Here is an 18,557-nt window from a genome sequence, read left to right on the forward strand (position 1 = left end):
ACGGCATTAGCCTGACGTATACGTCAACCGCCTCTTGTTAATGATAACCGGATGCGCTACCTTTCGGGCGGAAACGGACAAGGAGCGCATGATGGATCTCAACGAAGTGGCCGACGCCCTGGTAAAGCGCGTGGGAAGCAAGTCTCCCCTCGGCGGCAGCGTGAAGTTCGACCTCGGCAGCGCCGGGAACCTCTACATCGACGGCACGGGCGCGGGCAACACCGTGACGGTGAACAACGCCGATCCGGCGAAGTGCACCATCAGCATGAGCGCGGGCGACTTCTCCGACCTCATCCACGGCCGCCTTCAGCCGACATCCGCCTTCATGCAGGGCAAGATGCGGGTCGATGGCGACATGGGTCTTGCCATGCGGCTCGGGCAGATCGTCTAGAGCAAATTTCGTTCGACTTACCCGCGTTCGGGTGCATCTCGAACGCGGATCGAACGGGCGACCAGAAAGCCGGGATGCATTGACCGCAGTACGCCAGCGAGCCAAGGCCGAGACGTCCGAGTCCGAAAAGCTCTACGGCATCGCCGAGCTTGCATCGGAACTCGGGATCACCGCGCGCGCCATTCGTTTCTATGAAGCGAAGGAACTGCTCGCCCCCGTGCGCGCGAACGGCGGCCGCGTCTACACGAGGCGCGATCGCGCCCGGCTGAAGCTCATCCTGCGCGCGAAATCCATCGGTTTCTCGCTCGCGGAAGTGCAGCAGTTTCTGGAACTCTACGGAAGCCGCGGCGAGGGGCGTCCGCAGCAGGTGTCGTTCCTCGCCGAACGCTCGGCCGCGATGATCGCGGAACTGGAGCAAAAGCAGGCGGATATCGTCAAGACGCTCGAAGAGCTTCGCGATATTCACGCGCAGTGTTTGCAGTATCTGGCCGAAGAGGGCTCGTCCCCCTGCAAGGCCGAGCGCGAAGGCGAAGCGGGCGCTTCGCAGGTAAAGAGCCGCCGCACCGCCGGGTGACGGGGGCGAGACAACGAAATCATAAAGAATGTCGCGAGGCTGCGCGAATGCGCCCGCGCGCGCATATAATCAGGGAGGATGAACCATGGTCGATGCCTATGTTTTCGACGCCGTGCGCACCCCGCGCGGCAAGGGCAAGAAAGACGGCGCGCTGCATGAGGTGACGCCCGTCCAGCTCGCCGCGCAGATGCTCGACGCGGTCAAGGATCGCAATCCCGGCCTCGATACGAGGGACGTGGAAGACGTGATCCTCGGCTGCGTGTCCCCGGTGGGCGAGCAGGGCGCGGATATCGCGCGCGCGGCCTCGCTCGTCTCGGGCTTCGACGAAAGCGTTCCGGGCGTGCAGGTGAACCGCTTCTGCGCGTCCGGCCTCGAAGCGATCAACATGGCGGCGGCAAAGGTCATGTCCGGCCAGTCGCCTTTCATCATCGGCGGCGGCGTGGAAAGCATGAGCCGCGTGCCCATGGCATCCGATGGCGGCGCGTGGCCCATCGACCCGGCTGTCGCCTTCTCGACCTACTTCGTGCCGCAGGGCATCAGCGCCGACCTCATCGCGACCAAGTGGGGCTACAGCCGCGACGACGTCGACGCCTATTCGGTCGAGAGCCACAAGCGCGCGGCGCAGTCGTGGGCGGAAGGCCGGTTCGCGAAATCGGTCGTGCCGGTGAAGGACATTCTTGGCATCACGCTTCTCGACAAGGACGAGATGATCCGTCCCGATGCGTCCATGCAGTCGCTGGGCAGCCTGAAACCGTCCTTTGCCGACATGGGCAAGACCTACGGCTTCGACGGCGTGGCGCTTCAGAAATACCCGGAAATCGAGCGCATCGACCACGTGCATACGCCGGGCAACTCGTCCGGCATCGTGGACGGCGCTGCCGTCGCGCTCATCGGCTCGAAAGAGGCGGGCGAGAAGGCCGGCATCAGGCCCCGCGCGCGCATCAAGAGTTTCGCGTCCATCGGCTCGGAGCCGACCATCATGCTGACGGGGCCGAGCTACGCGGCAGAGCGCGCGCTGAAGAAGGCCGGCATGACGAAGGACGACATCGACCTGTGGGAGCTGAACGAAGCCTTCGCGTCGGTGGTGCTCCGCTTCCGCGACGTGCTCGGCATCGCCGACGACAAGCTCAACGTGAACGGCGGGGCCATCGCGATGGGCCATCCGCTGGGCGCAACGGGCGCGATGGTGCTCGGCACGCTCGTCGACGAGATGGAGCGGCGCGGCGCGGCCACGGGCCTTGTGACGCTGTGCATCGGCGCCGGCATGGGCACAGCCACCATCCTCGAACTCGTCTGAACCATCGCTTGGCCGGAACTCCGGCCGGTGTTCATCAATCGCCCCGCTGGCGCCCGTAGACGGCAGCCTCGGGAAGAAAAGAGGAAACGGACATGAGCAGCATCTCCTATCAAGTCGACGCGGACGGCATCGCCACGCTCACCATCGACCAGCCGGGCAAGTCGATGAACGTCATCAGCCCGGAATTCACCGAGGAACTGAGCGAGGCCATCGAGCGCGCCGCCGCCGACGCGAGCGTGAAGGGCATCGTCATCACTTCGGCCAAGTCGAGCTTCGTCGCGGGCGCCGACCTCATCGGCATGTCGGGCATGATCGAGCATGCGCGCAAGGTTCCGCCCGCCGAGGCTCTGAAGGTGTCGTCGCGTCTCACCGAAGTGTTGCGCCGCCTCGAAACCATCGGCAAGCCGGTCGCGACCGCGATCAACGGCACGGCGCTTGGCGGCGGCTTCGAGATCGCGCTCGCCACGCATTACCGCGTCGCCGCCGACGACGAGTCGATCAAGATCGGCCAGCCCGAGGTGCAGGTCGGCCTGCTTCCGGGCGCTGGCGGCACACAGCGCATTCCGCGCCTTATCGGCATCATGGCGTCGGCGCCGCTGTTGCTTGAGGGCAAGCATCTGAGCCCCACGCAGGCGAAGTCGTCCGGCCTCATCCACGATGTCGTGCCCGCCGGCGAACTGCTGGCGAAGGCGAAGGCGTGGCTTCTGTCTCCGCAAGCGAAATCGGTGCAGCCGTGGGACGAGCGCGGCTTCAAGGTTCCGGGTGGCGCAGGCGGCATGCATCCAGCCGCGGCGCAGCTCTTCATGGCGGCCAACGCCATGACCCGCGACAAGACCTTCGGCAATTATCCGGCCGCGCGGGCGATACTTTCGGCGGTGTATGAAGGCACCCAGGTGCCGATCGACCTCGGCCTCAGGATCGAGGCGAAATATTTCCTCTCGCTGCTGCGCGGCCCGGTCGCGCCCGCGATGATCCGCACGCTGTTCGTGAACAAGGGGCGCGCCGACAAGCTCGTGCGCCGTCCGCAGGGCGTGCCGAAGGCGAAGTTCAGGAAGATAGGCATGCTGGGTGCAGGGATGATGGGCGCGGCCATCGCCTATGTCGCGGCCTCGAACGGCATTGAAGTGGTTCTGCTCGACCGCGACGTGGACGCGGCGGAGCGCGGCAAGGGCTATGCCCGCAAGCTTGTCGAGAAGGCGGTTTCGCGCCGCAAGACGACCGAAGCGGACGGGCAGGCGCTGCTTGCCCGCATTCACACGACCGCCGATTACGCCGACCTCGCCGATGTCGATTACATCATCGAAGCGGTGTTCGAGGATCGCGCCATCAAGGCCGACGTGACGAAAAAGGTGGAGGCGGTGATACGGCCCGACGTGATCTTCGGTTCGAACACGTCCACCATTCCGATCACGAGCCTTGCGGAAGCGAGCGAACGGCCCGAGAAGTTCATCGGCATTCACTTCTTTTCGCCCGCCGAGAAGATGCCGCTAGTCGAGATCATTCGCGGCAGGAAGACGAGCGACGAAGCGCTGGCCGTCACGCTCGACTTCGTGCAGGCGATCAGGAAGACGCCCATCGTCGTCAATGACGGGCGGGGCTTCTTCACCTCGCGCTTCTGCATGAATTACATCGGCGAGGGCGAGATCATGCTGACGGAAGGCATCCCGGCGGCGCTGGTCGAGAACGCGGGCAAGCTCGCAGGGATGCCGGTTGGCCCGCTGGCGCTTGCGGATGAAACGGCGATCGATCTCGGTTGGAAGATCCACAAGGCGGCCGAAACCGACCTCGGCGACGCCTACACGCCGAGCGCGGCCATCGGCGTGATGGAAGCCATGTACGTCAAGAATGGGCGCGCGGGCCGCAAGAACGGCAAGGGCTTCTACGACTATCCCGAGGGCGGGCAGAAGACGCTGTGGCCGGGCCTCGCGGAGCTGTTCCCGGTGAAGCCGGAAAGCGAGTGGCCGAGCATCGACGACCTGAAGAAGCGGCTTCTCTTCGCGCAGGCGCTCGACGCAGTGCGGACCATGGAAGAGGGCGTGCTCACCGATCCGGAAGACGGCGACGTGGGCGGCATCTTCGGCCTCGGTTTCGCGCCTTATACCGGCGGTCCGCTTTCCATGCTCGACACCATCGGCATTCCGAACGTCGTGAAGGAATGCGAGCGGCTCGCCGCGAAATATGGCGAGCGGTTCTCGCCGCCGAAGCTCCTGCGCGACATGGCGGCGGAGAACAGGACGTTCTACCCGGCGGCAAAGGCTGCTGCTTAGGGCATGATCCGCAGAACCGGCTGCCGGTTTTGCGATGGGATCATGCTCAGTCGAAGTTCGGAGAGGGCTTCCGGGCTGCCGAAGGCTGCTGCTTAAGGAGCACTTGCCGCATCGAGCGGCGACATATCAGAATGGCGGGCGCATATGCGCCCGCTGCGAATTCGATGGAGGACGCCTCCATGTCAGATGATACGCCGTCAACATCTTTGCCCGACAAGGGCAAAGCGCCTCTCGACGGCATTCGCGTGCTTGAGTTTGCCGGTATCGGCCCCGCGCCTTATGCGGGGATGCTGCTCGCGGACCTCGGCGCGGATGTGCTGCGCATCGACCGGCCCGAACGCGCGAGGCTGTTCCCGGTGATGAACGCGCCCATCGAGCGGGGCAGGCGCTCGCTCATCCTCGATCTGAAAGAGCCCGCCGCAGTCGAGACGGTCTTGCGCATCATCGAGAAGGCCGATGTCCTCATCGAGGGCTTCCGCCCCGGTGTGATGGAACGGCTTGGGCTCGGACCGGCCGTAGCGCTCGGGCGTAGCCCGCGCCTCATCTACGGGCGCATGACGGGCTTCGGCCAGGATGGGCCGCTTGCCCTCTCGGCGGGCCACGACCTCACCTATCTCGCGCTGACGGGGCTTCTCCATGCGATGGGCCCCGGCTGGCGGCAGCCCGTCGTGCCGCTGAACGTCGCGGGCGACATGGGCGGCGGCGGCGCGTTCCTCGTCATCGGCGTGCTCGCCGCGCTCATCGAACGCGAGCGTTCGGGCAAGGGGCAGGTGATAGACGCTGCGATCCTCGACGGCGCGGTGTCGCAACTCGCCATCATTCTGGGGCTGCGCGCGGGCGGCCTCTGGGACCGGCCGCGCGGCGAAAATTTCCTCGACGGCGGCGCGCCCTTCTACCGGACCTACAGATGCGCGGACGGCAAGTTCGTGGCCGTCGCCGCGCTCGAACCGAAGTTCTTCGCCGCGCTCATCAAGGGGCTGGGCCTCGACCCATGGGAACACTTGCCCGCGCAACTCGACCGCGCGCAATGGCCGATCCTGCACGCCGAGTTCGAGGGCATCTTTGCGAAGAAGCCGCGCGACGAATGGGCGGCGCTGTTCGACGGCGCGGATGCCTGCGTCGTGCCCGTGCTCGATTTCGACGAGGCGGCGGCGCATCCGCACAACATCGCGCGCGCAACCTTCATGGAGGTCGACGGCGCGCTGCATCCGCCGCCCGCGCCGCGCTTCTCGCGCTCGGAGCTGAGGGCACTTGCCGCCGTCGCGCCGGGCGAAGGCGGCGAGGCCGCGCTCAAGGATTGGGGCGTATCGAGGTAGCTCGCGCGCTCGCCGGTTGCGCTTGGAGCGGGTCCGGGAAAGCGTGAAGCGGTTTTCCGGCAGGACGCCGGCGGGCCGCCATCGCCTATTCCGTCGCGGAGGCGGGGTCTTTCACGAACTGCTTTGTCCGCTCCGTCATCGGATAGGCGAGCGTCACGTTTCTCGGCGGGATCGGGCTTTCGAACCACTTCGCGTAAAGCCTTTCGTATGTGCCCGACTTCACCGCGTCGAGGATGGCGGCGTCGGCCAGATCCTTCAGCGGTTCGTCCTTCGGCAAAATGAGGGCGTATTGCGCGCCCGGCCGACCGCTGCCGAGGAGCAGGAAGCTGTCCGGCGACTTCGCGCCCGCCTTCAGGTTGAGGAGCACCGCGTCGTCGTCGAAATAGGCGGCTGCTGCGCCCGTCTCCACCAGCTTGAACGCCTCGGCGGGCGTCTTCGCATACACGACGGAGATGCCGAGATAGCGCTCAACGCTCTGCCCGAGAACGTAGGGCAGGGCGGGCGAACCTTGCAGGAGTGCTACGGTCTTGCCCTTCAGGTCGTCGATGGCGGTCGGGGTCTTGAAGTCGGCGCGGCGGCGGCGAAAGCCTTCGGCCTCGGGGCGCAGCTTCGACGGCACGAGGAAGCGCAGTTCGGAAACGTACACCGGCGCGGAAAGATCTGCCGCATCGCCAAGGGGTGCCGTGTCGGGTGTTGCTGCGCAATCGATGTCGATGTCGCCTTTCGAGACGGCCGCGGCGCTGTCGGCGTCGGCGGTCGTGCGCCAGACGATGTTCAACTCGGGACGCGCCAGCTTTTCCTTCACCTTGTCGGCGACGAGGCCGCAAAAATCGACCGCGAAACCGGCGGGAGTCCGGTCTGCCGCGTATGAAAAAGGCGCGGCTGCCTCGCGGTAGCCAAGCGTGATAACTCCCGTCGATCTGATCTTGTCCAGCACACGGCCTTCGGTGGCGCTGAGGGCGAGCGTTCCGGACTTGTCGGGATTGGAAGGTGATGTCTCGCCCAATTCGGGTTTGACGGCGACGGAGTCGGATTTTTCTGCAACAGCCGGGGGAGTTGCCGGAGGTGCTTCTGCCGCCTCCGCATTTACGGCCGGTCCGGCGACACAGACCACAACAAGCGCGGCAAAGAACAGGCGAGGTTTCGTCATGGTTGTGTCCTCCCGAAGACGCCGGACTATTCTTGTCTTGAGCACCGCGAGATTGACAGGAAAGGGCAAATATTGCGTTTCCCGCGCCACCGTTCACTCTCGCCGAGAAGGAGAATGATGGCGGGCGCGCCGCGTTGCGCCTCTCTTTGCCTCGATCGCGATTGGCCCGCCTTGGGCATCTTGGCCCGCTGACTTTCGGGTAATCAGCAAGGCTATCGCTTGCGAACACCAGATTTTGCGAATTATCAAGCCGGGGCTGGGCTATTTGAGATTTATCAAGGCGGCTTTGCGGTGAAACGGGAGAGTTTAAATTCCGGGAATATACGAAACAAACCGTGCGTACAGCGACCGCGTTTGAAATCACATCTCGTTCGCCTGGCGCCAGACGCCATTTTTATGCGAGCGTGGCCAATGAAAGCGTAGCAAGTCCAGATTTATACACGTCAGAATAGGCTGTTGTATGGATGCCACTTCTGCGCGGATAGTGACGAATACTCGAAATCGCGCAATTGACTTATATTCCCCGAAGGTTCTTTGCTGAGGCTATGTCGGCGAGCAGCCGACTCTCAAAAAATGGGTACGGGGGTTAATAAATGAAACGTATTGCTTACGCCGCGGTTGCGGGCGTGATGGCGATGGGTGGCGCCAATGCCGCCGATCTTTACGGCGCGGGCGGCGGCTACAAGGACGCGCCGGTGGTTGTCGAATCCTGGACGAACCCGGGCGACATCTTCGTGCGCGCGCGCGGCCTCGCCGTGATCCCGGATGGTGATACCAGCAAGTGGAATATTGCTTCGTTCAATCCGGGCGTTTCGATCTCGACATCCGGTATTCCGGAACTCGATATCACCTACTTCTTTACGAAAAACATCGCCGTGGAAGTCATTGCGGGCGTGACGCCGCACACGGTCGATTCTGCGAAAGGTATCTCGGGTCTTGGAAAGATCGAGGACGTCTGGCTTCTGCCTCCCACGATCACGCTGCAATACCACTTCGACACCGGGACGGCGTTCAAGCCGTATATCGGCGCTGGTGTCAATTACACGTTCTTCTTCAATGACGAGTCCGGCGCGAATTATCGCGGCTTCAAGCTCGACAATACTTGGGGTGCCGCGCTTCAGGCTGGCTTCGACTATAAGCTTGCCGGAAACTGGTTCCTGAACTTCGATTTCAAGTATCTCTTCCTCGACACTGACTTCAAGGTCAACGCTTATACCAATGGATTTAATGCAGCGCCGACCCGCGTCACCGGCCACGTCGACATCGATCCGATCATCGTCGGCGCTGGTATCGGCTACAAGTTCGGCAGCTCTTACGTTCCGCTGAAGTAGTTGCATCCCATCTTGGGGGCCTGGGGAAAAGCGCGGTAAACTCCGCGCTTTTTCTTTTCGTGGGTCCGATACCCGTGCCGCACGCCTGTGGCCGGTCTCGCTGTCGTGAAATGTTCGAATTTACCGCACGGCGTCGCAGCAGCCAAGTGACAGCCTCGCGTGGCGAATATTGCTCCCGCGGGACGGGGAAAGAACCTCTTTTTTGCGAGATAAGCCGGGGATGAAGACGGACGCGCCGTCTGCTGCGGAGGGCGCTCGCGCCGCTCCCCTCTGCAAGTTTCCGCGAGGAACGCTCGCCCTTCGCAGCTTCCGTCAAATCACGTAGGTGAAGGATTCGTAGGTGCCAAGCGCGAGATGCTGATCCATGCTCTGCGCCGGATTGGTCGAGCCCGCGCCTTCGATGATGCGCGCGGGAACGCCGACCGCTGTGCAGCGCGGCGGCACGCTCTGCGTTACGAATGAGCCCGACGCGATCTTCGAGAACGCCCCGATTTCGATGTCGCCAAGGATGATCGCGCCCGCGCCGATCAGCACGCCCGTGCGCACCGTGGGATGCCGGTCGGTCTTTTGGATGCCGGTGCCCCCCAGAGTGACGCCATGGAGAACGGACACGTCTTCCTCGATCACCACCGTTTCGCCCGCGACAAATCCGGTCGCGTGGTCGAGGAAAAAGCCGCGCCCGATGACCGCCCCCGGGTGGATATCGGTCTGGAAGACCTCCGACGAGCGGCTTTGCAGGTAGCGGGCGAAATCGGGCTTCCCGTTCTCCCACATCCAATGCGCGAAGCGATGGGTCTGGATTGCCGCGTAGCCCTTGAAGAAAAGGAACGGCTCCAGGAGACGACCGGAGGCGGGGTCGCGTTCGACCACGGCCTTGAGGTCCGCGCGTCCCGCCGCGCCGATGGTCGGGTCCGCGGCCGCTGCCGAGCGGAACTGCGCGCGAAGCGTATGACTAGCGAGGGAATTATGGCCGATCCGGGCGATCAGCGTTTCGATGAGGGCGCTTTCGAAGCTGGCGGCGCCGAGAATGCTGTCGAAGAGGGCGGCCAACGCTGCCTCTCCATTGCGAGCCTGCTCGGCTTCGGCCTGAAGTACGGTCCATACGGCGTCGTCCGCGGGCAGCGAACCGCCAGTTCGAAGACTGGGCGATGCGTTTTCGTCGATTGGAGCGTTCACGAGGCACCTGATCTGTTCTGCGCGAAGGCGATTATAGCCTGCGCGGCTGTGTCTGAAAATATTTTTTACAAAATGTCCGATCACGGTGTGGCTATGGACATAAATTCTATAAATCGCGACATAAACGAAAAAAATAACCCCAATCAAAAATTGTGCGCAAAAAATTAAAGCCGCCTTGGCGCGCCGAATTGGAAAATGCGTCGACTGCCCGTCCAAGATGGCGACGGCAATTCCACCTCTTTGGAGGAAACGGCATCCGCTATGGGCTTTGGTTTTGCTCGCCCGTGGCGACAGAGTTAACGTTCTTAGGCGGAATTAAGAACGAGAGAAAACGGAGAACGACCATGAACCCGATGACAATGCCCAACACGATGATGCCGAACACCATGATGCCCAACACGATGACGCCGATGGGCGGGATGATGCCGATGATGAACGGTATGCCGATGGGCGGCATGATGCCGATGATGGGTGGTATGCCGATGGGCGGCATGATGCCGATGATGGGCGGAATGCCGATGGGTGGCATGATGATGCCGATGATGATGTGCAAGATGAACTGCACCATGACCGCGGACGGGATGACCTGCGAAATCACGGCGATGGACCCGGCGATGAAGGACATGATGATGCAGTGCTGCAAGCAGATGTGCACCATGATGGGTAACGGTATGCCGATGATGATGATGTGCGGTGGTATGGCGATGTGCTGTATGGCCTAGCTGGAACAGCCAAGATACAGCCGAAGTTGCAAGTTGAGTGAGAGAGATGATGGAACGCCCGATGGCGTTTCGGCACGGTAAATCTGGGTGTACCTGTATCGCCAGGGATTTACACTGATACGCGCCGCCCCGCAGCCAGAGCTTCGAGGCGGCGCGATCCGTTTCAGGAATGCCCGTTTGGCGCGGCAGGCGTTTTTTGAAGATAGCTTACGACGAGATAGAGCACCGCTTCGTAGTCGTCAGCGTTACGATAGGAGTGGGGGGCGTCCGCCTCGAAGAAAATAGAGTCGCCTCGCGCGAGCAGGAAAGGCGACGAATCCCCGACCGTCACTTCCACCGTGCCGGAAACGACGACGAGATTTTCGCGTGTGCCGGGCGCATGCGGCTCCGACAGGTGCAGATGCGCGGGCGAAAGCCGCAGTTCGTAGAACTCCGGGCAGTCGCCTGCCTTCGGGAACAGGGCGCGCGACTGAAGGCCACCCCTGTCCGACACGATGACGGGTGTGTCGTCCTTGCGCAGGACATGCGTTCCATCCTCGTCCCGGCTGCCGAGAAGTTTTGCGAAGGGCACGTCGAGCGCCGTGGCGATTTTCCAGAGAACGCCGAGCGTCGGCATGCTCTTGCCGGTTTCGATCTGCCCGAGCATGCCCCGGCTGACACCGCATTGTTTTGAAAAACGTTCGAGCGAAAAGCCGCGCTGAGTGCGCAGGCGGCGCAAGTTCCGGCCGAGGCCACTCAGCAGATAGTCCGGCGGCTCAAGCCCGCCGTGATCGGCGACGCGCTGCGTTTGTTCACCGCCTGCGTTCACGTCAATCGTGCCCGGCCTGAGCCGCCACCGATTGCGGCGCGCCGAAACACGCGGGAGCGAAGACCAGGAAAGGCACGTAGACGAATGGAAACCACGCCATTGTCGGCCATGCCGCATTGCCGGCCTGCCGGGCGCGCTCCTTCGCTCGCCTGTGCCTGTATTCATCCAGCGAATAGATCTGCGCCGTTTTCTGCACCGCCATCATCCCGCCTGACCGGCGTGACACGCCAGCCTGTTTTTTGCCCATGATCCTTGCGCGCGGCTGTCGTGTCAAAAGGGGGCGAACGATTTTCATTTCCCCAGCGGGCGTGCTAGGGAAATGTCGTTCGCGCTCAAGCTGCCAGCCGGTGAAAGCATGTGCGGAACTCTTTCGCGGCGCGCCATATGCGCCTTTTTTTGTAGTAACGGCGCGGAACGCGGGCTTATCGCTGGACGCATGCAGCCAATGCCGCCGCCAAGATCGGATATCCAGTCATGACCGCCATATCCCATTGCCCGAAGTGCCAGTCCGAGAACGCATATTTCGACGGAAATCTCTTTGTTTGCCCCGATTGCTTCCATGAATGGAGCGAGGCGGCGGCGGCCGAAACGGCGCAAACCGCCGACGCGGCGAGCGTGCGCGATTCGAACGGGACTGTGCTCGCAGACGGCGACGCCGTAACGGTCATCAAGGAACTGAAGGTGAAGGGCGCGTCGGGAGCGATCAAGGTCGGCACGAAGGTGAAGAATATCCGCCTCATTCCCGAAGCGACGGACGGCCACAATATTGCCTGCAAGATCGACGGAATCGGTGCGCTTAACCTGAAGTCGGAGTTCGTGCGCAAGGCTTGACCGGGCCGCGCCCCGACACACGCCCGGATGTTTTCAGCGGAAGTCCAGACGATGTTCTTTCGTCGCATATTCAGGAGGCGTACCACCGAAAGGGGCAGCGCCAAAGCGCTGCCGAATGTCGTGCCGGGAGCGGCCACGGCGCGCCGGGTGGTGGTGCCGGAAGACGCACGCCACATCGAGTTTGCGATGAGCGAACTCGTGAAGGTCGGTCTGCGTCTCGCGCCCGAAGCCATGGCCGACCCCGCTGGCGTGGCTGCAGCCATTGCCGATGAGAATCGCGGAATTTCCTTCGCAGGCGAGCCGGGCCCGGGGCATTGGGCGCTTTTTGCGCTGACGGGCCCTGTGGACGGCCCAAGGCCGTTTGCAAACGCAGTCCATTTCAACGACCATTGCTACGATGTCGCCAAAGCGTCGGATTATGCGGCGATGATTTCGGTCATGATCGCGATGGCGAGCGACAAGTGGCCGGTCAAAAGCGTCGAGGCACAAAACGCATCCGATCCTTACAAGCGGATCGAGCCTGGAAAGCCCGTCTCGATCACGATCCATGCGGACGCCGAGGTTTCTCCCTTCGACCTTGCCCATGGCAAGGATTTCGATTGGTCCGTCATTTTTCGACTGAACGAGCGGCTTCCGGGAGACGTCGAAGAGCGATTTGCGATTTTTCTCGACGGCGACGCGACCCTCGTTTTCCTCTCGCCGGAGAACATCGGGCGGCTTAATGCGCTGACCGGATGGGAATTTTTCTATCTCGATACATAGTTTCGCGCATGAGGGGACGCGCATGACGGCTCCTGTCTCGTTGTCGAGCACGAAGCGACGACGAAGCGCGGCACGTTCATATTTGTAAGAGCAGTGATTAGCGGAAAAACCACGAAAAGCCGTCGAGAAACAACGAGGCTGTCCGGTAAAATGGCGGGAGTGACGGGGCTCGAACCCGCGACCTCCGGCGTGACAGGCCGGCACTCTAACCGACTGAGCTACACCCCCGCTTGGGACTGGCGAAGCGCTTCAGCGCGCCGCCGATGACCCCTACATAACAAGCGTTGCCGCGCATCTCAAGCGCTAGTTTTCGCTTTTTGCGATTTATGTGACAGGGCGGCGAAAGCGTCGCCTCGTCACAAACCGCCTGGCCGAATGGCCTACTTCAGGAAGCCTTCGAACTTCTTCTTGAACTTCGACACGCGGCCGCCGCGATCCAGGATCTGCTGGTTGCCGCCCGTCCAAGCCGGGTGGGTGTTGGGATCGATGTCGAGGTTGAGCTTCCCGCCTTCCTGACCGTAGGTGGAATAAGTTTCGAACGTCTCGCCGTTCGTCATGACGACCGTTATCTTATGGTAGTCGGGATGAATATCCTTTTTCATGGTCTTTCCTCTTGCGCTTCGATGTGCGCCTTGTATTTGTGCGGTTTGGGTTGCTATACAGGACGAAGTGAGATGGTGACAAGTTTAAGCGTCATCGTGCTGGTTTCATTGAGAAAATTCGGTGACACAGGCGCGCGCTACGCAGAAGAGTGTGCAAAGTGACCCTACATACCCTCGCCAATCGCCGCTCGAATCTTGCCTCCCCTGCCAGCGAAAACCGCAAGCCGGGAGAAATTGCCGCACGTCAGCCCCGCTCCCGCGCGAGCCTGAAGCCGCTTCAACTCCTTCGCCCCTACGTCCTGAGATATAAAGCCGTCGCGATCGCCGCGCTCATCGCGCTGATCGTCTCCTCCGCCGCAACGCTGATGCTGCCGTTTGCCGTGAGGGAGATGATCGACCGAGGCTTCTCACCAGAAAAGCAGAGCCTGATCAACATTTATTTCGCGAGCCTGTTTGCCGTCGGCGCGCTCCTCGGAACATCGAGCGCGATACGCTTCTATTGCGTGTCCTGGCTCGGCGAGCGCGTCATCGCGGATGTGCGCGCGGATGTCTTCCGTCACCTCACGCGGCTCAGCGCGGCCTTCTACGAGCATACGCATTCAGGCGAGATCATGTCGCGCCTCAACGCCGATACGACACAGATCAAGGCCGCCGTGTCGACGTCTGTCAGTCAGGTGTTGCGCAATGCCGTCATGTTCTTCGGAGCGCTTGTGCTCATGGTGTTCACAAGCCTCAAGCTGAGCCTTCTCGTCCTCGTCGTGATTCCGGTCATCGTCGTGCCGCTCGTGCTTTATGGCCGCACCGTGCGTCGTTACAGTCGCATCGCTCAGGACGAAGTCGCTGCGTCCTCGTCGTTTGCGAGCGAGAACCTTTCGGCGATTCGCACGATGCAGGCGTTCACGTCTGAAACGCTCGTCGCGAACCGTTATGCGGCTGCGGTCAGCCGGTCCTTCGACGCGGCGGTGTCGCGCACGAAGCGCCGCGCGACCATGACGGCATCGGCGATCTTTCTCATCTTCGGCGCCATCGTCGGCGTGCTCTGGTATGGCGCGCACGACGTGATGGAAGGCGTCATCACGGGCGGCATCCTTGCACAGTTCGTGCTTTATGCGGTTATCGCCGCCGCTTGCCTCAGCGAATTTTCCGAAATCTTCGGCGAGATGCAGCAGGCGGCGGGTGCTGCCGAGCGGCTTTCCGAACTCATGGCGATTCCCGCCGAGATAAGTTCGCCTGCCGATCCAAGGGCTTTTCCCGAGCATTCGAAGGGCGAAGTCACTTTCGAGACCGTGTCCTTCACCTATCCGCTCCGGCCGGACCATCCCGCGTTGCACAATGTCTCCTTCATCGCGCGGCCGGGCGAACGCGTGGCGATCGTCGGGCCGTCCGGGTCGGGCAAGAGCACGATCTTCAATCTCATTCTCCGCTTCTACGACGCGCAGCAGGGACGAATCCTTGTCGACCGCGTGCCTGTCGACAGGGCGGATCTCACCGCGCTTCGGAAGCGGATCTCGCTCGTGTCGCAGGATACGATCATCTTCGCCGAAAGCGTCATCGACAACATCCGCTATGGTTCGCCCGACGCATCCGATGAGGACGTGCGCGCGGCGGCGAAAGCGGCGCTGGCGAACACCTTCATCGAACAACTGCCACAGGGTTACGACACGCTCCTTGGCGAACGCGGCGTCATGCTTTCCGGCGGTCAGCGTCAGCGTATCGCCATTGCGCGCGCCATCCTCAAGAATGCACCGATCCTGCTTCTCGACGAAGCGACGAGCGCGCTCGATCAGGAAAGCGAGAAGCTCGTGCAGACGGCGCTCGAACGCGTCATGCGCGGGCGCACCACGCTCGTCATCGCGCACCGGCTGGCGACTGTCGTCAACGCGGATCGCATCCTCGTCATCGACGGCGGCGAACTCGTCGAGGAAGGCACGCACGCGCAGCTTCTCGCGGCGGGCGGCGTCTATGCGAGGCTGGCCGGGCTTCAGCTTGAGGGCCACCCGGACGGGCAGGCGCTGGCTTCCTGACCCGTCCTCTCCCCGTTGCGAAGCCGGGGGTGAAATGCCCATTGAATGCTGCGTGCGGTCCGCTGGACGGACACGGCCAGCCGCATCGGCTCATTGCGCATTTCGACTTCCCGGAACGCCTTCCAGTGCTTACTTCCCCTTGAGCGACACAGGCTAACGGCGCGTCCGGTGAGGAATAATTCACGTCCGGGCGCTTATTTGCCTGAATGACGGGCGCGCTCGGCGCGTAAAACCGCTTTTTTCCGGCGGCGCGGGGCACTTTTGGGGACGGGACATGGACAAGAAGAACAAACTCAACCTCACCTACCTGGCGGTCGCCCTCGGGCTTCTGCTCATGTTTCAGGTGTACTGGGCGAATTACAATGAAATCGAGCCGGTGCCCTACAGCCGCTACCAGCAGCTTCTGAAAGAGAACCAACTCACCAACGTCGTCGTGGGCCCGTCTCAGATCCGCGGCGAGTTCAAGACGCCGCAGGACGGCAAGAAATTCTTTTCGACCACCCGGGTCGATCCGGCGGTGGCGAACGAACTCGAAAAGCAGGGCGTCGAATTTTCGGGCAGCTCCGGCCAGAACATCTTTCGCGACATCGCTTCCTGGGTGCTGCCGATCTTCATCTTCTTCGCGATCTGGGCCTTCTTCATTCGCCGCATGGCCGAGAAGCAGGGAATCGGCGGGTTGATGAGCGTCGGCAAGTCGCGCGCGAAAATCTACGTCGAGAAGGTGACCGGCGTCGGCTTCGAAGACGTTGCGGGCGCGGACGAGGCGAAGGGGGAACTTCAGGAAATCGTCAACTTCCTGAAAGACCCGGACCACTACGGGCGCCTCGGCGCGCGGGTGCCGAAGGGCATCCTGCTCGTCGGACCTCCCGGCATCGGCAAGACGCTGCTCGCGCGCGCGGTCGCGGGCGAGGCGGGCGTGCCGTTCTTTTCGATCTCCGGTTCCGAATTCGTGGAAATGTTCGTCGGCGTCGGCGCGGCGCGTGTGCGCGACTTGTTCGAGCAGGCGCGCAAGATGAAGCCCTGCATCATCTTCATCGACGAACTGGACAGTCTCGGCCGCACACGCGCGGCGGGCATGGCGGGCGGCGGCAACGACGAGAAAGAGCAGACGCTGAACCAGCTTCTGGCCGAACTCGACGGCTTCGACCCGCGCGAAGGCATCGTGCTGCTCGCCGCCACGAACCGCCCCGAGATCCTCGACCCGGCGCTGACGCGCGCGGGCCGCTTCGACCGCCAGATCGCGCTCGACCGGCCGGACAAGAACGCGCGCGTCGCGATCCTCAACGTGCATATCAAGCGCATCAAGGCTGCGAAGGACGTCGATCTCGAACAGGTGGCGGGCATCACGCCCGGCTTTTCGGGCGCGGACCTCGCGAACCTCGTGAACGAGGCGGCGCTCGGCGCAACGCGCCGCCACGCCGAGCAGGTGACGCTCGACGACTTCACCCGCGCGGTGGAGCGGCTCGTCGCGGGCATCGAAAAGCGCTCCCGCGTGCTGTCGAAGAAGGAGCGCGAGGTCGTCGCCCATCACGAGATGGGCCATGCGCTCGTCGCGTCGGCACTGCCGGGTGTCGATCCGGTCCACAAGGTTTCGATCATCCCGCGCGGCATCGGCGCGCTCGGCTACACCATGCAGCGGCCGACGGAAGACCGCTTCGTGATCCAGCGCGGGGAACTTCTGAACCGGATGGCCGTGCTCATGGGAGGCCGAGCGGCGGAGGAAATCGTCTTCGGCGAGATATCGACCGGCGCCGCCGACGACATCGACCGCGCCACCGACATCGCCCGTCAGATGGTGACGCGTTTCGGCATGATCGAGGGGCTTGGCCAGCGGGTCTATGAGCCGCAGCGTCAGGCGTTTCTCGGCGAGGGGCTGATCGGGAAGCCGAAGGACTATTCGGATCAGACGAATCGCGAGATCGACCTTGCCGTGAAGAAGCTCGTGGACGATGCCTACGCGAAGGCGAAGAAGACGCTCACCGAACGCCGCAAGGATCTAGACGAGGGAACCGCGCTGCTGCTCGCGAAGGAGACGATCACGCCCGAAGACTTCCCGCCGCTCGTGAACATCGCGCCCGGCGCGAAGCTCGACGGCTCGTCGACGGACGAGGTGCTCGCGCCCGGAGCCGAGCATGCGCCGACGCTGTCCTGATCTGATAATTCAAAAGACATGTTGGAAGCGCTCGCAGGAAGCTGCGGGCGCTTTCGTTTTCTAAACAGGAAAATGCAGCCAGAGACGATATGCGTTGGCTATCGTCTCTGGTAGGAAAGATACTTGTCGGGCGTTTAACGGCGAACAGGTATTTAAAATGAATTTTTTAGACGGTGACACAGCGCAAGGTAACGTCATCTTTTTGGCTATGGATGCGCACTTACGGCGTCTCGGGATTGAGCCGAAAGAGTGCTGGAAGTTTCAATACTCAGACCTTTTGACTGACTTGCTGCGAGAGGTTGTCAACGGTCAGGGTGTCGTCGCCGACCCGAACGATGTTGTTTATCGTGCGGGCAGCCTCGTTGATAGTTTCTTGTGGGCGTGCAGGAGAAATGACACCGACGAGGAACCGGGACAGCCGGAGCGGTATGGCATTATTTGGAGGCATCGCGATCTCGCCAAGGCTTTTCGGGAAGGCTTCACAAGCAAAGAAGCCTGTCCGATGGATAAGAACCAGATCGTTGACGTCGCAGAAATGTATATGAAGCAAAACCTACGATCACCGAAGCTTGAATCTCTTCTCGTAGATGCCCTAATCGCAAAATAAGTGTACTACTTTGGAGAGGATTTAAAGCAAACGCCATCAAAATACCTCATCAATTTTTTATTTAGATTTTTGCTAATCTCTAATGAGATTGAAGCATATGACAAGGCGAAGGGGAATTTCGATAAACTTTCTATCGTATGGTTGAAGGGCGGGATAAAAATATTTCTGCTCAAGTTCTCTCTTTTTTACCTTGCACCGGTAGTAATAGCTTTGCTTGCTGCTGCGGTCGGTGTGCCCGCCATCTCAGTCATCGCTATTATGTTTGTAAGCGTTTTGGCGGCTTACCAACTACTTTCCTGGGTTTGGCGGAAGCTACGATCTTTGTTTCGAGAACCTGATAAAGATCCACTCACGAAGGCGTTTGAGCTCCACGCGCAAATGATCAGAGCTTATTCCGAATTAAGGGGTGGCCCTTCGTCCAGTCCACAACGCGTGCGCGAAATGCTGGTTAGTGCGGCCGATCAAGGTGCTATGTGGGAGCCAGTTGTTTTTTCGATTCTTGATGCAGCTATAGCTCGCTCAAAGGGCAATTGGGGTTAAGCACGCT

18 protein-coding genes and 1 tRNA gene are annotated in these 18,557 nt (G+C 61.8%); 13 read left to right on the top strand and 6 right to left on the bottom strand.

The features are described from left to right. Positions 1 to 88 precede the first annotated feature (88 nt). The 5 genes from QM659_RS14240 (at position 89) to QM659_RS14260 (ending at position 5,845) form a co-directional block, all read left to right on the top strand. On the top strand, positions 89 to 391 hold the full coding sequence (locus tag QM659_RS14240; RefSeq protein ID WP_164729801.1) for an SCP2 sterol-binding domain-containing protein: 303 nt from the start codon (positions 89 to 91) through the stop codon (positions 389 to 391). Between the two features lie 79 nt (positions 392 to 470). Next, positions 471 to 965 carry a MerR family transcriptional regulator gene (locus tag QM659_RS14245; RefSeq protein ID WP_415188912.1) on the top strand — a complete coding sequence of 165 codons (495 nt, stop codon included), beginning with the start codon at positions 471 to 473 and terminating at the stop codon, positions 963 to 965. 85 nt (positions 966 to 1,050) lie between these two features. After that, on the top strand, positions 1,051 to 2,262 hold the full coding sequence (locus QM659_RS14250; RefSeq protein ID WP_415188913.1) for an acetyl-CoA C-acetyltransferase: 1,212 nt from the start codon (positions 1,051 to 1,053) through the stop codon (positions 2,260 to 2,262). A 92-nt stretch (positions 2,263 to 2,354) separates the two neighbouring features. Then, positions 2,355 to 4,529 (top strand): 3-hydroxyacyl-CoA dehydrogenase NAD-binding domain-containing protein, encoded by a 2,175-nt coding sequence (locus QM659_RS14255; protein ID WP_415188914.1) that lies wholly within the window; start codon positions 2,355 to 2,357, stop codon positions 4,527 to 4,529. A 179-nt stretch (positions 4,530 to 4,708) separates the two neighbouring features. Further along, complete coding sequence (locus QM659_RS14260; RefSeq protein ID WP_415188915.1) at positions 4,709 to 5,845, top strand: CaiB/BaiF CoA transferase family protein; 1,137 nt, start codon at positions 4,709 to 4,711, stop codon at positions 5,843 to 5,845. 85 nt (positions 5,846 to 5,930) lie between these two features. On the opposite strand, the gene QM659_RS14265 is transcribed toward QM659_RS14260, so the two are convergent. After that, positions 5,931 to 6,995, bottom strand: coding sequence for an amino acid ABC transporter substrate-binding protein (locus QM659_RS14265; protein ID WP_415188916.1), 1,065 nt, complete (start codon positions 6,993 to 6,995; stop codon positions 5,931 to 5,933). A gap of 593 nt (positions 6,996 to 7,588) precedes the next feature. Here QM659_RS14265 and QM659_RS14270 point away from each other — a divergent pair. After that, entirely contained in the window at positions 7,589 to 8,326 is a 738-nt protein-coding gene (locus tag QM659_RS14270) for an OmpW/AlkL family protein (RefSeq protein WP_415188917.1), read from the top strand. Positions 8,327 to 8,638: 312 nt separating this feature from the next. Here the strand turns inward: QM659_RS14270 and epsC are convergent, their stop codons facing one another. Further along, on the bottom strand, positions 8,639 to 9,502 hold the full coding sequence (epsC, locus tag QM659_RS14275) for a serine O-acetyltransferase EpsC (protein WP_415188918.1): 864 nt from the start codon (positions 9,500 to 9,502) through the stop codon (positions 8,639 to 8,641). A gap of 344 nt (positions 9,503 to 9,846) precedes the next feature. Between epsC and QM659_RS14280 the strand changes: the two genes are divergently transcribed. Then, complete coding sequence (locus QM659_RS14280) at positions 9,847 to 10,224, top strand: hypothetical protein (protein ID WP_415188919.1); 378 nt, start codon at positions 9,847 to 9,849, stop codon at positions 10,222 to 10,224. A gap of 163 nt (positions 10,225 to 10,387) precedes the next feature. On the opposite strand, the gene QM659_RS14285 is transcribed toward QM659_RS14280, so the two are convergent. Together QM659_RS14285 and QM659_RS14290 are read right to left on the bottom strand one after the other, a co-directional pair. Beyond that, positions 10,388 to 11,032 carry a helix-turn-helix domain-containing protein gene (locus QM659_RS14285; RefSeq protein WP_415188920.1) on the bottom strand — a complete coding sequence of 215 codons (645 nt, stop codon included), beginning with the start codon at positions 11,030 to 11,032 and terminating at the stop codon, positions 10,388 to 10,390. 1 nt (position 11,033) lies between these two features. Further along, positions 11,034 to 11,279, bottom strand: a complete 246-nt coding sequence (locus QM659_RS14290; protein WP_415188921.1) for a hypothetical protein — start codon at positions 11,277 to 11,279, stop codon at positions 11,034 to 11,036. A 227-nt stretch (positions 11,280 to 11,506) separates the two neighbouring features. Between QM659_RS14290 and QM659_RS14295 the strand changes: the two genes are divergently transcribed. Together QM659_RS14295 and QM659_RS14300 are read left to right on the top strand one after the other, a co-directional pair. After that, positions 11,507 to 11,863: a zinc ribbon domain-containing protein YjdM gene (locus tag QM659_RS14295; RefSeq protein ID WP_415188922.1), complete on the top strand. Its 357-nt coding sequence runs from the start codon at positions 11,507 to 11,509 to the stop codon at positions 11,861 to 11,863. A 51-nt stretch (positions 11,864 to 11,914) separates the two neighbouring features. After that, the gene (locus QM659_RS14300; protein WP_415188923.1) at positions 11,915 to 12,625 is read left to right on the top strand and encodes a hypothetical protein; all 711 of its coding nucleotides are present in this window, start codon (positions 11,915 to 11,917) and stop codon (positions 12,623 to 12,625) included. 151 nt (positions 12,626 to 12,776) lie between these two features. On the opposite strand, the gene QM659_RS14305 is transcribed toward QM659_RS14300, so the two are convergent. Beyond that, positions 12,777 to 12,853 (bottom strand) — tRNA-Asp (locus QM659_RS14305). A gap of 152 nt (positions 12,854 to 13,005) precedes the next feature. Beyond that, positions 13,006 to 13,227, bottom strand: a complete 222-nt coding sequence (gene rpmE, locus QM659_RS14310; RefSeq protein ID WP_127075518.1) for a 50S ribosomal protein L31 — start codon at positions 13,225 to 13,227, stop codon at positions 13,006 to 13,008. Positions 13,228 to 13,385: 158 nt separating this feature from the next. Between rpmE and QM659_RS14315 the strand changes: the two genes are divergently transcribed. The 4 genes from QM659_RS14315 to QM659_RS14330 all read left to right on the top strand — a co-directional run bounded on the left by QM659_RS14315 (position 13,386) and on the right by QM659_RS14330 (position 18,550). Continuing rightward, on the top strand, positions 13,386 to 15,251 hold the full coding sequence (locus QM659_RS14315) for an ABC transporter transmembrane domain-containing protein (RefSeq protein WP_415188924.1): 1,866 nt from the start codon (positions 13,386 to 13,388) through the stop codon (positions 15,249 to 15,251). A gap of 274 nt (positions 15,252 to 15,525) precedes the next feature. Then, the gene (gene ftsH / locus QM659_RS14320) at positions 15,526 to 17,403 is read left to right on the top strand and encodes an ATP-dependent zinc metalloprotease FtsH (protein WP_415188925.1); all 1,878 of its coding nucleotides are present in this window, start codon (positions 15,526 to 15,528) and stop codon (positions 17,401 to 17,403) included. 94 nt (positions 17,404 to 17,497) lie between these two features. Further along, positions 17,498 to 18,010 (top strand): hypothetical protein, encoded by a 513-nt coding sequence (locus QM659_RS14325; RefSeq protein WP_415188926.1) that lies wholly within the window; start codon positions 17,498 to 17,500, stop codon positions 18,008 to 18,010. Then, on the top strand, positions 18,011 to 18,550 hold the full coding sequence (locus QM659_RS14330) for a hypothetical protein (RefSeq protein WP_415188927.1): 540 nt from the start codon (positions 18,011 to 18,013) through the stop codon (positions 18,548 to 18,550). Positions 18,551 to 18,557: the final 7 nt, after the last annotated feature.

The sequence above is a fragment of the Rhodomicrobium sp. genome, from assembly GCF_047605405.1.
In the GTDB taxonomy this organism is placed as follows: Bacteria; Pseudomonadota; Alphaproteobacteria; order Rhizobiales; family Rhodomicrobiaceae; genus Rhodomicrobium; species Rhodomicrobium lacus.

What these genes read in the sequence shown, in the direction of transcription:
- QM659_RS14265 (WP_415188916.1), bottom strand. Translation starts at nt 6,995, where the DNA reads ATGACGAAACCTCGCCTGTTCTTTGCCGCGCTTGTTGTGGTCTGTGTC.
- QM659_RS14250 (WP_415188913.1), top strand. Translation starts at nt 1,051, where the DNA reads ATGGTCGATGCCTATGTTTTCGACGCCGTGCGCACCCCGCGCGGCAAG.
- ftsH (WP_415188925.1), top strand. Translation starts at nt 15,526, where the DNA reads ATGGACAAGAAGAACAAACTCAACCTCACCTACCTGGCGGTCGCCCTC.
- QM659_RS14300 (WP_415188923.1), top strand. Translation starts at nt 11,915, where the DNA reads ATGTTCTTTCGTCGCATATTCAGGAGGCGTACCACCGAAAGGGGCAGC.
- QM659_RS14290 (WP_415188921.1), bottom strand. Translation starts at nt 11,279, where the DNA reads ATGGGCAAAAAACAGGCTGGCGTGTCACGCCGGTCAGGCGGGATGATG.
- QM659_RS14295 (WP_415188922.1), top strand. Translation starts at nt 11,507, where the DNA reads ATGACCGCCATATCCCATTGCCCGAAGTGCCAGTCCGAGAACGCATAT.
- rpmE (WP_127075518.1), bottom strand. Translation starts at nt 13,227, where the DNA reads ATGAAAAAGGATATTCATCCCGACTACCATAAGATAACGGTCGTCATG.
- QM659_RS14270 (WP_415188917.1), top strand. Translation starts at nt 7,589, where the DNA reads ATGAAACGTATTGCTTACGCCGCGGTTGCGGGCGTGATGGCGATGGGT.
- QM659_RS14255 (WP_415188914.1), top strand. Translation starts at nt 2,355, where the DNA reads ATGAGCAGCATCTCCTATCAAGTCGACGCGGACGGCATCGCCACGCTC.
- QM659_RS14280 (WP_415188919.1), top strand. Translation starts at nt 9,847, where the DNA reads ATGAACCCGATGACAATGCCCAACACGATGATGCCGAACACCATGATG.
- QM659_RS14260 (WP_415188915.1), top strand. Translation starts at nt 4,709, where the DNA reads ATGTCAGATGATACGCCGTCAACATCTTTGCCCGACAAGGGCAAAGCG.
- QM659_RS14240 (WP_164729801.1), top strand. Translation starts at nt 89, where the DNA reads ATGATGGATCTCAACGAAGTGGCCGACGCCCTGGTAAAGCGCGTGGGA.